Consider the following 13185-nt stretch of genomic DNA (forward strand, 5'->3'; position numbering starts at 1 on the left):
CCGCGCTGGGGAAACTCCGGCGCACAACGTGCGCCTACGGAGCCGTCTGCCGGTAGCGCGCATGACTGCGCCGCACGTGGCCCGCCTCATCCCTCGTTGCAAATGCCCATCGCGACAGGGCGCCGGAACAGGTGCCATGTCTCCTTCGGCCTATTGATTGTATGCCAGTATATTTGTATACATTCGATCCGGGACGACAAAACCACCCCTGCCGCGTTGCCGTCAGGGTCCTGTACGCGACACAAATTCAATTGAAGGGGAGTGTGATGGGACGCAAGACCAGCAAGCTGTTTGAGGCCATTTCCGTTGCGTTGATCATCGGCGTGGGCGCGCCGGCGATGGCGATTGCCGCGCCGCAGGATCAGGGCGCCGCTCCCGCGAAGCCCGCCAAGTCGGACGTCACCTATCTGGATGGCGTCTCGGTCACCGGTTCACGCATCCGCCAGGTGGATACCGAAACCGCCCAGCCGATCCAGCTCATCAGCCGCGAAGACATCGAGAAGCAGGGCTTCCAGAGCGTCGGCGACATCCTCCAGAACATCACCGCGACCGGCAATCCGCCGCTCAGCCGCGCCAGCCCCAGCAGCTCCGGCCCGAACGCCGGCGGTACCTACATCAGCTTGCGTGACCTGGGTGCCGAGCGCACCTTGGTGCTGCTCAACGGCAAGCGCATGGGCGTGGGTGTCAACGGTCGCGCGGACCTGTCGCTGATCCCCGTTGCGGCGGTGCAAAGCATCGAGGTGCTGAAGGACGGTGCCTCGTCGACCTATGGTTCCGATGCCATCGCCGGCGTGATCAACATCATCACCCGCAGCAACTTCGATGGCAGCTCCATCAGCGCCTACTACGGCCAGTACGATGAAGGCGATGGCGCGGTGAAGAAGGTCGAGTTCGTCACCGGCATCAAGGGCGAGCGCAGCGCGCTGACGTTTGCCGCCGAGTGGGCGGAGGAAGACCGCGTGGCGGCGGCGGATCGTCCGTGGAGCCGTTTCCCGCGCTCGCACCTGCACCCCGACCGCGACTGGAGCACCACCAGCGACCAGGGCGGCTTCGTGAGCCGTCCGTCGCAGGCGCTTCCCAATGTGAAGTACAGCGGCAACACCCGGGTGATGCTGCGTCCGGGCGGTGATCCGATGAACCCGACCGACTACATCAACCAGAACACCGACACCGGCCGCTGTGCGCCGAACTCGCTGGCCAACCCGGGCCCCGGCACCTGCACTCCCGGATCCATCGAAGGCAAGCACAACTCCCAGGAACTGGCCGACACGCTGATTCCGCGCAACTGGCATTCGGTCTATGCCGACGGCATCTTCGAGTTGACCGACCGGCTGCGCCTGACCAGCAACGTGCTGTACACCGAGCGCTCCAGCACACGCTTGACCTCCGGACGTCCGCTGCAGGCCAACCGCTACGGCATCCCGGTTTCCGGGGACAGCTACTTCAACCCTGTCGGCGAAGACATCGACAACTGGTGGCGCCGTACCCAGGAGGTTCCCCGAGAGACCCGCAACGACCTGCGGACCGTGCGGTTCGCGGCGGCGCTGGAAGGCAGCTTCGAAATCGGCGAGCGCTGGTTCGATTGGGACGTCTCCCACGTCCACAACAAGAACAACCTCGAGATGTCGAGCGGGTCGGACATGGGGCTGGACCGCATCGCCGCCGCAGTCGGCCCGTCCTTCCGTGACCCGGCCAGCGGCAAGCTGGTCTGCGGTACCCCGACCGCACCGATCGCCGGCTGCGTGCCGTGGAACCCGTTCATCCACTACGGCACCGTTGCCGAGGGCGGCCTGACCGGCAACCAGGCGTTGCAGGACTACCTGTTCCACATCGAGCAGGACCGCGGCTCGACCGCCACGTCGGTGCTGTCGGCCAACCTCTCCGGCAGCCTGATGGAGTTGCCGGCGGGCGAGCTGGGCTTCGCGGTCGGCGTCGAGCGCCGCAAGGAGAGCGGCTCGTTCGTCCCCGACGCGATGTCGGTCAGCGGACTTTCGACCAACCAGGGTGACAACCCGACCCGCGGCGAATACTCGGTCCAGGAACTGTATGCCGAGCTCCAGCTGCCGGTGCTGGCCGAGTTGCCGTTCGCGAAGGAGCTGACGCTCAACCTGGCCACGCGTTACTCGGACTACGACACCTTCGGCAGCACGAGCAACCACAAGCTAGGCCTGAAGTGGAAGCCGATCGATCAGCTGCTGCTGCGCGCCACGATTGCCGACGGCTTCCGCGCCCCGACCATCGCCGACATGTTCGGAGGCACTGCCGAGACCGCATCGGTGTTCACCGATCCCTGCGACGTGGTGTACGGCAGCTCGGCGACCAACCCGACGACCCGCGCCAACTGCCGCGCCGATCTGGGCACGGCGGCGGACACCTTCCGCCAGCTCAACTCGGCGGGCAATCCGGTGACTTCGCCGAACTCCAACTCGCCCACGCCGTTCTTCTCCGGCTCCAACCCGTCGCTGGATCCTGAGATGTCGCGCTCCAAGACCATTGGTGTGGTCTGGAGCCCGTCGTTCCTAAAGGGCTTCAACGTCGCCCTGGACTGGTGGAACATCCGCATCACCGACACCATCGTCAGCGACACCCCCAAGGCGATGCTGGATGACTGCTACGTGCTCGGCATCGCCGATCGTTGTGGCATGCGTCCGGGCAACGGCTTTGGTCGCGATCCGGTCAACGGCACGGTCACCAGCATGTACTTCGGCGACACCAACGCCGGCTTCCGCGACGTGGAAGGTTACGACCTGGACCTCTCCTACCGTTTCAGCGTGGGCGACTACGGTGATTTTCGCGTGCAATCCAGTTCGACCTACATGGTCCAGGACCTGCGCACCAGCACCAACCTGCCTCAGCTTCCCCTGTCCACCATCGGCTGGGGGCCGGATTTCCGCCTTCGCTCGAACCTGAGCGTGGGTTGGGAGAAGGGCGCCTACGGTGCGAGCTTCAGCAGCCGCTACTTCTCGTCGATGCGTGAGACCTGCATCTTCTTCACCCCGAGTCCGGCCGGTGTGCCGCCGGTGACCGAGCCGCACCTGGAGTGCAACGAGATCGTTTGGGCGCCGACCGGCGTGATCGGGGCCGATGGCGTCCCCCAGAGCCAGATCTCGCGTCGCCGCAAGGTGGGCTCCAACACTTTCCACGACGTGCAGTTCCGCTACCAGACGCCGTGGGACGCAAGAATCACCTTGGGCGTGAACAACGTGTTCAAGAAGGAAGGCCCGGTCATGTACTCGTTCCCCTCTTCGGGCTCGGCGTACTACGGCGGCTTCGACCAAGGCCGGTTCCTGTACGCGCGCTACACCCAGTCGTTCTGACCGCTGCCCCTCCCCTCCGCCAGCCGGCCTCATCCCATTGAGGCCCGGCTGATGGCGGTGGCCACCAAAACCGGCTTGCCGGAGAGCCGGCCATCGACTCCCGAGCCGGGCGGTCGGCGGGGAAAGGGAATGGCCGTGCCGGCCGGCGGGTAACCTAGAACATTCGTCGATCACCCCGGAGCGTCCATGCCCCCGAAGTCCCGTCAAATCGCCCTGCTCATCGCCGGCCTTATCGTTGCCACGGGCTCCCTGCATGCCCGGGAGACTGTCGCCACCTCCGATCCCTACCTGTGGCTGGAGGAGGTCGAAGGCGCGAAAGCACTCGACTGGGTCAAGGCCCGCAATGCCGAGTCCGAGGGCGAGCTGACCGCTGCGCCCGCGTTCAAGCAACTGGAAGCGCAGATCCTTGAGGTGCTGGACTCGGACGCCCGGATCCCGGGCGTGGGCAAGATCGGCGACCACTACTACAACTTCTGGAAGGACGCCCAGCACCAGCGCGGCATCTGGCGCCGCACCACGCTGGCCGAGTACCGCAAGGACGCGCCGCAGTGGGAGACCGTGATCGACCTGGATGCGGTGAACCAGGCCGAAGGCACTGCCTGGGTATGGAAGCGCGCGGAGTGCCTGGCGCCGGAATACCGTCGTTGCCTGATTGCGCTGTCACCGGGCGGCTCCGACGCCGACGTCACGCGCGAGTTCGATCTCGTCACCAAACAGTTTGTGCAGGACGGCTTCTTCCGTCCCCAGGCCAAGGGCCGACTGAGCTGGATCGACCAGAACACCGTGTACGCGGTCACCGACTTCGGTCCGGATTCGTCCAACAAGGCCGGCTACTCGCGCTTCGTCAAGGAGTGGAAGCGCGACACGCCGATGGCGTCGGCGACCACGGTATTCGAAGGCCCCGCCGACAACATCGGCTACGGTCTGGTGGCCACCCGCGATCAGACGCCGGGTTTCGTGCGTGACTTCATCCTGCACTACCTCGACAGCCGCGACACCGCGCTGTACCTGCGCGACGACGCCGGTAAGCTGCACAAAATCGACGCCCCCGATACCGCCAACAAGGGCGTGCATCGTGAATGGCTGACCATCGAACTGCGCGAGCCGTGGCAGGTGGGCGGCAAGACCTATGCGGCCGGCTCGCTGCTCGCCGCGAAATTCGATGACTACATGGCCGGCAAGCGTGTCTTGGACGTGCTGTTCGAGCCGACTGAAAGCGCGTCGCTGAGCGCGTACACCTGGACCCGTTCGCACCTCGTCCTCAATGTGCTGGAGGACGTCAAGAATCGCCTGAGCGTGCTGACTCCGGGTGACGGGGGCTGGGCCCGCAGCGCCTTCGCCGCTGCGCCGGCAATGGGCAACGTGGCCGTGCGCGCTGTCGACGACGTCGACAGCGATGCGGTGTGGATGACCAGCACCGACTTCCTTACCCCGACGGCACTGTCGCTGGCGGAGATCGGCCGCGCGCCTGAAGTGCTCAAGACCATGCCGGCGTTCTTCGACGCCTCCAAGGGCGTAGTCGAGCAGCACTTCGCCACCAGCAAGGACGGCACCAGGATCCCGTACTTCGTGGTCCGCCCCAGGGACATGCCGCTGGACGGCAGCACGCCGACCCTCATGACCGGCTATGGCGGCTTCGAGATCTCCCGCCTGCCCAACTATTCGGGTGCGGTCGGCAAGGGCTGGCTGGAGCAGGGCGGCGCCTATGTGGTCGCCAACATCCGTGGCGGCGGCGAGTACGGCCCGCGCTGGCATCAAGCCGCATTGAAAGCCAATCGTCACAAGGCCTATGAGGACTTCGCCGCGGTCGCGCAGGACCTGGTCGCGCGCAAGATCACGTCGGCCAAACATCTGGGCATCCAGGGCGGCAGCAATGGTGGCCTGCTGATGGGCAACATGCTGACCCAGTACCCGGAGCTGTTCGGTGCCATCGTGGTGCAGGTGCCGCTGCTGGACATGCAGCGCTATCACAAGCTGCTGGCCGGCGCGTCGTGGATGGCCGAGTACGGCGACCCGGACAAGGTGGACGAGTGGGCGTTCATCCAGAGCTTCTCGCCGTACCACCTGTTCGATGCCGACAAGACCTACCCGCCGACCCTGTTCACCACCTCCACCCGCGATGACCGCGTCCATCCGGGCCACGCGCGCAAGATGATGGCGAAGATGCTGGAAGCCGGAAAGGATGTGCGCTACTACGAGAACATCGAAGGCGGTCACGGTGGCTCGGCCAACAACAAGCAGGCCGCGCACATGAGCGCGCTGGCCTATACGTTCCTGTGGAACCAGTTGGCTGATTGATGCGCAACCACGGGCCGGGGCCGCTTGCGCGGCCCTGATTCTGTAGCGGTGTTGAAGCAGGCCGGGTCCAAAGCCCGGTCTGCTATTGCCAACATGACTTCGGACACGCCGGGCTGCATACCCCGCTGTGTTAGCGTGCGGGTTTGCTTTTTCCCGCCCAAATCCAATCCGGAGTGCCCATGTCCCACATGCTGAAGGCCCGCCAGGCCGCCATTCTTGTCGCCGGCCTCGCGGTGGCCTTGGGCGCCGCGCATGCCCAGGAGCCCACCGCCGTGTCCGATCCCTACCTCTGGCTGGAGGATGTCGAAGGCACGAAGGCGCTTGACTGGGTCAAGGCCCGCAACGCCGAGGCCGAACTGGCGTCCACGCCCGCGTTCAAGCAGCTGGAAGCGCAGATCCTGGCAATCCTCGATTCCGACGCCAAGATCCCTTACGTCGGCAAGATCGGCGACTACTACTACAACTTCTGGAAGGACGCCCAGCACCAGCGCGGCATCTGGCGGCGCACCACGCTGGCGGAGTTCCGCAAGGACCAGCCGCAGTGGGAAACCGTGATCGACCTGGATGCGCTGAACAAGGCCGAGGGCGAAAACTGGGTCTGGCACGGCGCCGATTGCCTCAAGCCCGAATACCAGCGCTGCCTGGTCGCGCTGTCGCGCGGCGGCGCCGACGCCGATGTCACCCGCGAGTTCGACCTGACCACGCAGTCGTGGGTCAAGGACGGCTTCTTCCGCGACGAGGCCAAGGGCGGCCTGGGCTGGATCGACCGCGACAACGTCTACGTGTTCACCGATTTCGGCCCCGGCTCGATGACCGAGTCCGGCTACCCGCGCATCGTCAAGCAGTGGACCCGCGGCACCCCGATGAGCGCGGCGACGGTGGTCTACGAAGGCCAGCCGACCGACATGTACATCGCCGCCGGTCACGACCACACGCCGGGTTACGAGCGTGATTTCGTCTCCCGCACGCTCGCGTTCTACAACGACGAGCTGTACCTGCGCGGCGCCGACGGCACGCTGACCAAGGTTGACGCGCCGAATTCGGCCAACAAGTCGGTGCACAAGGACTGGCTGGTGCTCGAGCTGCGTGACCCGTACACCGCCGGCGGCAGGACCTGGCCGGCCGGCAGCCTGATCGCGAGCAATTTCGATGCGTTCATGGCCGGCAAGCGCGAGTTCACCGCCCTGTTCGAGCCGTCCGAGACCACCTCGCTGGCCAGCTCCAGCTGGACCGCGAACCACCTCGTGCTGAACGTGCTGGATGACGTCAAGAACCGCCTCAGCGTGTTGACGCCGCCGAAGGACGGACAGGGCGAATGGACCCGCAGCGCGTTCGTGGGCCAGCCCGAGGGCAGCGTCAGTGTGTCGGCGGTGGATGCCGACCACAGCGACGAGGTCTGGCTCAACGCCACCGGCTACCTCAACCCGCAAACCCTCTCGCTGGCGACCATCGGCCAGGCGCCGGAGGTGCTGAAGACGATGCCGGCGTTCTTCGACGCCTCCAACGATGAGGTCGAGCAGCACTTCGCCACCAGCAAGGACGGCACCCGCGTGCCGTATTTCCTGGTCCGGCCGAAGGACATGCCACTCGATGGCAGCACCCCGACCCTGCTGTACGGCTACGGCGGTTTCGAGATCTCGCTGACCCCGAACTATTCCGGCGCGGTCGGCAAGGGCTGGCTGGAGAAGGGCGGCGCGTATGCGGTCGCCAACATCCGCGGCGGCGGCGAGTACGGTCCGCGCTGGCATCAGGCGGCGCTGAAGGCGAACCGCCACAAGGCCTATGAGGACTTCGCCGCGGTCGCCCGCGACCTGGTCGCGCGCAAGATCACGTCGGCCAGGCATCTGGGCATCCAGGGCGGCAGCAACGGCGGCCTGCTGACCGGCAACATGCTGACCCAGTACCCGGAGCTGTTCGGCGCGGTGGTGATCCAGGTGCCGTTGCTGGACATGCAGCGCTACCACAAGCTGCTGGCCGGCGCGTCGTGGATGGCCGAGTACGGCGACCCGGACAAGGCGGCGGAGTGGGAGTTCATCCAGACCTTCTCGCCGTACCACCTGTTCGATCCCAACAAGACCTACCCGCCGACCCTGTTCACCACCTCCACCCGCGACGACCGCGTCCACCCCGGCCACGCGCGCAAGATGATGGCGAAGATGCTCGATGCCGGTAAGGACGTGCGCTACTACGAGAACATCGAAGGCGGCCACGGCGGCTCGGCCAACAACCGGCAGGCCGCGCACATGAGCGCGCTGGCGTACACGTTCCTGTGGAACCAGTTGGCCGACTGAGGCGCGGTCGGGTGGCGAGCGTGATGCCACCGCGTTGAAGGAGGCCGGACCTGTCGCCCGGCCTCTTTTTCATGGAATTCCGGGAAGAACGGTTTCGCTGTTGGCGTAAGGATTGGCGTCTGCTGTTTCTGACTGACCTGGGGCGTCCCTTCGTGGCCGGCAGACCTTCTCCGCTCATGTCCTCCGGCCTACGCCTGCCGGCGCAGGCCTCCTCCCTGACTTCGCTGCGAAGGCCCGCCGGCCACGACAGGACCCGATTGCGAGGACGTGTAACGAAAGTCCGCCGCACTCCCACACGTCGGGTGCCGGTCAGCCGAGACCCGCACGGCGATTTTGATCTGCATACTTCCGGGGACCACCTTCTTGTCCGCCTGCGGGCAAGCTGTCCGCCGACCTCCAGCCGCCACGCCGTTGCCCTTTCTCCCCGGAGCCCCCATCCATGAAGCCCGCCTTGCTGTTTGCCGTCCTGATGACCGCCGCCACGCCGACCCTCGCCTCGAGTCCCTCCATGCCTGTCGATTCCGCACCGTCCCCCGCCGCCTCCATCACCCCGCCCGATGTCGAGAAGCGGCCGCACACAGTCACCGCGCCGCACGGCGCGCAGCGGCAGGACGAGTACTACTGGCTGCGCGACGACACCCGCCAGGACCCGGCGATGCTGGCCTACCTCAACGCCGAGAACGCCTACGTCGACACGGTGATGGCGCCGCTGAAAGCGGTCGAGGACACCCTGTACGAGGAGATCGTCGGGCGCATCAAGCAGGACGACAGCTCGGTGCCGTACCGCCAGCGCGGCTGGTGGTACTACACCCGCTTCGAGACCGGCCAGGACTATCCGGTCCACGCCCGTCGCAACGGCTCGATGGAGGCCGCCGAACAGGTGCTGCTCGACGTCAACGCGATGGCCGCCGGCAAGGACTACTTCAGCGTCGGTGATTTCGAGGTCAGCCAGGACAACCGCCTGCTGGCCTGGGCCGAGGACGATGTCGGCCGTCGCCAGTACGTGATCCGTTTCAAGGACCTGGACACCGGCAAGGTGCTGGATGACGTGATCTCCGGCGTCTCGGCCAACATCGTCTGGGCCGACGACAACCGGACCGTGCTGTATGTCGAGAACGATCCGGAAACCCTGCTGACCGTGCGGGTCAAGAAGCACGTTCTCGGCACCCCGGCCAGCGACGACGTGCTGGTGTACGAGGAGCATGACGACAGTTTCTACATGGGCATCGGCCGCACCCGCGACGACAAGTTCATCTGCATCGGCGTGGAGAGCACGGTATCGAGCGAATCGCGTTGCGCCCCGGCCGGCGACCCGCGCGAGTTCGTCGTGCTGGCGCCGCGCGAGCGCGATGTCGAGTACGACGCCGACCACCACGACGGCCGCTGGGTGATCCGCACCAACGCACCGGGCCCGGACGGCAAGGCGGCCGACAACTTCAAGCTCATGACCGCGCCCAGCGATGCGACCTCGCGCGCGCAGTGGCAGGAGTGGATCGGCGTCGACGAGGACGTGTTCATCGACGGCTTCGAGCTGTTCGACGGCTTCACCGCGGTGGCCGAGCGCTCCGGTGGTCTGGAGCGCATTCGTCTGCTGCGCGGCGAAGCCGGCCAGCCCGGCACGGCGGCGGAGTACGTCAAGGCCGACGAGTCCGCTTACTCGATGGGGCTGTCCACCAACGCCGAGCCCGACACCGACTGGCTGCGCTACAGCTACACCTCGCTGACCACCCCGGCGACCACCTACGAGCTGAATACGAAAACCGGCGAGCGCCGTCTGCTCAAGCAGCAGCCGGTGATCGGCTACGACCCGGAGCGTTACGTGACCGAGCGCGTGTGGGCGACCGCGCGCGACGGCGCGAAGGTGCCGGTGTCGCTGGTCTACAAAAAGGGCTTCGAGAAGAACGGCCAGGCGGCGTTGCTGCAGTACGCCTACGGCAGCTACGGCTACTCGATGGACCCGGCCTTCAACCTGCCGGTGGTGAGCCTGCTCGACCGCGGCATGGTCTACGCGATCGCCCACGTCCGCGGCGGCCAGGAGATGGGCCGCAAGTGGTACGACGCCGGCAAGCTGATGCACAAGCAGAACACCTTCTCCGACTTCATCGACGTGACCCGTTTCCTGGTCGGCGAAGGCTACGCGGCGAAGGACCGCGTGGCGGCCTACGGCGGCAGCGCCGGCGGCCTGCTGATGGGCGCGATCTCCAACCAGGCGCCGGCCGACTACCGGGTGATCCTGTCGCAGGTGCCGTTCGTCGATGTGGTCACCACCATGCTCGATGCGAGCATCCCGCTGACCACCAACGAGTACGACCAGTGGGGTAATCCGGAAGACAGGGCGTTCTACGACGTCATGCTGGCCTACTCGCCATACGACAACCTGGTCGCGCAGGACTACCCGGCGATGTTCATCGGCACCGGCCTGTGGGATTCGCAGGTGCAGTACTGGGAGCCGGCCAAGTACGTCGCCCGCCTGCGCGACCTGGACACCAGCGCCGCGCCGGTCCTGTTCCGCATCAACATGGACGCCGGCCACGGCGGCAAGTCCGGCCGCTTCCGCCGCTACCGCGAACTGGCCGAGATGTACGCGTTCATGCTCGACCAGTTGGGAGTAGCGCCGGCCGGCGAGTGACGCCGCGACTACGCATCCATGCCTGATCTTCCACCACCGCCTGCTCCCCGGCCCGGTCGCCTGCGCTGGGTCTGGTGGCTGGTGGCCTATCTCGCGCTGGGGCTGGGCGTGGTCGGCGTCGTGGTGCCGGGACTGCCGACCGTCCCGTTCGTCCTGCTGTCCGCCTACGCCGCTGCTCGCGGTTCGCAGCGCCTGCACGACCGGCTGCAGGCGCACCGCGTGTTCGGGCCGATGATCCGGGACTGGCAGCGCTTCGGTGCCGTCGCGCGCCGGGCCAAGTGGCTGGCCAGCGGCTCGATGGCAGTGTGCGCGGCGATCCTGTTCCTGACCGCGCCGCGCTGGTGGATGGCGGCCACCGGCACAGCGATCATGGCGGTGGTCGCATTGTGGCTGTGGCTGCGACCGGAGCCGGCGCAGTCATGAAGGTCGCGGCACCGGACTTCGCTCCCCCGGACTTGGCGACCCCGGACTTCGCCACCCCGGACTTCGCAGCCCCCGCCGCCGCCGTTACACTTCGGCGATGAACACACGACTCCCGCTTTGCCTGGCGTCCCTCCTCGTTGCGCTGCCGTTGATGCTTGCCGGTTGCGGCAACAGCGGCCCGCTGGTGATGCCCGACGCCGTCCCGGCGGCCGATACCGACGCGGAGTCGGATATCGATGCCGATCAGTTGCTGCCGGTCGACGATGACGCCCCCGAACCGGACGCCATTCCCGACGATGTCGACCCCGGCGCCGACGACGGGAATGGCTGAACCCGCCAACCCCGCGGCCGGTCCCGTGCTGCGTTTCAGCAAGATGCACGGCGCAGGCAACGACTTCGTCGTGCTGGACCTGCGCGGTGGCATCGCGGCCCCGAGCCCCGAAAAGTGCCGCGCATTGGGCGATCGCCACCGCGGTGTCGGTTGCGACCAGATCCTCACCGTCGAGGACCCGCGCGAACCTGGCTCGGTCGCCAGCTATGGCATCTGGAATGCCGATGGCTCGCCGGCCGGACAATGCGGCAACGGTGCGCGCTGCATCGCCGCCTGGCTGGTCCGCGATGGTGCCGCGCCGGCCACCGGTGCGTTCAACCTCGACAGCCCGAACGGCACCCATGTCGTGGACCGGCACGACGACGGCGGCGTCCGGGTGGTCATGGGCGTTCCCGAGTTCGAACCGGAGCGCATTCCACTGCGTGGTTTCGATGCCGTGCGCGAGGCGTACGTGCTGCCGGTGCGCGGCTCGATCATCTCGGTCGGTGCGGTGTCGATGGGCAACCCGCATGCGCTGATCGAGGTCGATGACGTCGGGACCGTAACGGTCGAATTGATGGGGCAGGGCCTGCAGCAGCACGCGGCCTTCCCGCAATCGGTCAATGTCGGCTTTGCCCAGGTGGTCGCGCGCGACCACATCCGCCTGCGCGTGTACGAGCGCGGTGTCGGCGAGACCCTGGCCTGCGGCAGCGGCGCCTGTGCGGCGGTCGCGATCCTGGGCCGCCGTGGCCGGGTCGATCGCGAGGTGCGGGTGTCCCTGCCCGGTGGTGACCTGTGCATCGCCTGGCCGGCCGACGACGCCCCGATGACGATGACCGGCCCGGCGACATTCGTGTTTGAAGGAGAGTGGATGGCATGAGCGAGACAATCGAGACCCTGGGTGCCCACGACGTCGCGGCCTGGCTGCGTCGCCATCCCACATTCCTGCAGCAGTTCCCCGACCTGTCGCTGACCCTGGTGGTGCCGCGCGAGGAGGGCTCGGCGGCGTCGCTGGCGAGCTACCAGCTGGAAGTGCTGCGCGACAAGAACCGCGAACTGTCCAAGCGGCTGCGCGAGCTGTTCGGCAACGCGCAGGAGAACGAGCGCCTCGCGGTACGCACCCACCAGTTGGCCCTGGCCCTGATGCGGCAGGACAACGCCGCCGACACCGTGCGCGCAATGGCCGCCACGCTGGCGGAGGATTTCAACGGCGACCTGGTGCGGCTGGTGCTGTTCAAGCCGATCGATGGCCTGGACGAGGGCGACTGGCTGCAGGTGGTCGATGCCGCCGACATCCGCCTGCAGGCATTCCGCGATTGCCTGGCCGATGGCGAGCCCCTGTGCGGCCGGTTGCAGCCGGAAAAGCACGACCTGCTGTACGGCCTGCGTGCCGGGGAAGTGCAGTCGACCGCCTTGCTGCCGCTGCCGAACCTGGGCCTGATCGCGGTGGGCAGCCACGACCCGAACCGGTTCTTCCCGGGCATGGGCACGCTGTTCCTGCGGATGATGGGCGAGGCGCTGGAAACGGCGCTGGCGAGGTATGCGCGCTAGTTGCCATGACCGCGACCGTGTCGGCAACGGCAACGGCAACGGCAAGAGCGGATTCCCGGCTCTGGCGGGGGCGGCGCCCTGTCGGGGGTTTGCTACCCGGCTCGGTCAGGCCATCCCTGGCCTGACTCGCCGCCGCAGACCATCCATGGCCTGCTGTCCGCAAACTCCCGACAGGACGCCACGTCGCCGTTCAATTGACCACACCCAGGCTGCTATCGGTCGCCCGTTGCCCGCTACCGGCCCCGCCACCTGTCGTCATCCCCGCGAAGGCGGGGGTGAGATCAGGCGCTTGCGAGCCGCTGGCTCGCGCCTGATTGAACGCACGAGCGCTACGCGCGAGAGCCGGGGATCGCAAGATCCAGGGAC

8 protein-coding genes are annotated in these 13185 nt (G+C 66.9%); all 8 read left to right on the top strand.

The genetic code is table 11. The features are described 5' to 3' along the window. Nucleotides 1-266: 266 nt before the first annotated feature. The 8 genes from N792_RS00900 (at nt 267) to N792_RS00935 (ending at nt 12819) form a co-directional block, all read left to right on the top strand. Entirely contained in the window at nt 267-3317 is a 3051-nt protein-coding gene (locus tag N792_RS00900; protein WP_036191595.1) for a TonB-dependent receptor domain-containing protein, read from the top strand. Between the two features lie 186 nt (nt 3318-3503). Beyond that, complete coding sequence (locus N792_RS00905) at nt 3504-5615, top strand: prolyl oligopeptidase family serine peptidase (protein WP_036191596.1); 2112 nt, start codon at nt 3504-3506, stop codon at nt 5613-5615. A 188-nt stretch (nt 5616-5803) separates the two neighbouring features. Then, entirely contained in the window at nt 5804-7906 is a 2103-nt protein-coding gene (locus tag N792_RS00910; protein ID WP_036192266.1) for a prolyl oligopeptidase family serine peptidase, read from the top strand. Nucleotides 7907-8345: 439 nt separating this feature from the next. Further along, nucleotides 8346-10535, top strand: coding sequence for a prolyl oligopeptidase family serine peptidase (locus N792_RS00915; RefSeq protein ID WP_084105247.1), 2190 nt, complete (start codon nt 8346-8348; stop codon nt 10533-10535). A gap of 18 nt (nt 10536-10553) precedes the next feature. Next, on the top strand, nt 10554-10958 hold the full coding sequence (locus N792_RS00920) for a YbaN family protein (protein WP_036191597.1): 405 nt from the start codon (nt 10554-10556) through the stop codon (nt 10956-10958). Nucleotides 10959-11055: 97 nt separating this feature from the next. Then, the gene (lptM, locus tag N792_RS00925; RefSeq protein ID WP_156969249.1) at nt 11056-11289 is read left to right on the top strand and encodes an LPS translocon maturation chaperone LptM; all 234 of its coding nucleotides are present in this window, start codon (nt 11056-11058) and stop codon (nt 11287-11289) included. Continuing rightward, entirely contained in the window at nt 11282-12148 is an 867-nt protein-coding gene (dapF, locus tag N792_RS00930) for a diaminopimelate epimerase (RefSeq protein ID WP_036191601.1), read from the top strand. Before lptM ends, dapF begins: the two co-directional genes overlap by 8 nt. Beyond that, a complete protein-coding gene (locus tag N792_RS00935) occupies nt 12145-12819 on the top strand; it encodes a DUF484 family protein (protein WP_036191603.1) in 675 nt (224 codons plus the stop codon). The genes dapF and N792_RS00935 overlap by 4 nt, the downstream gene beginning before the upstream one ends. Nucleotides 12820-13185: the final 366 nt, after the last annotated feature.

This window comes from Lysobacter concretionis Ko07 = DSM 16239, assembly GCF_000768345.1.
Classification (GTDB): Bacteria; Pseudomonadota; Gammaproteobacteria; order Xanthomonadales; family Xanthomonadaceae; genus Novilysobacter; species Novilysobacter concretionis.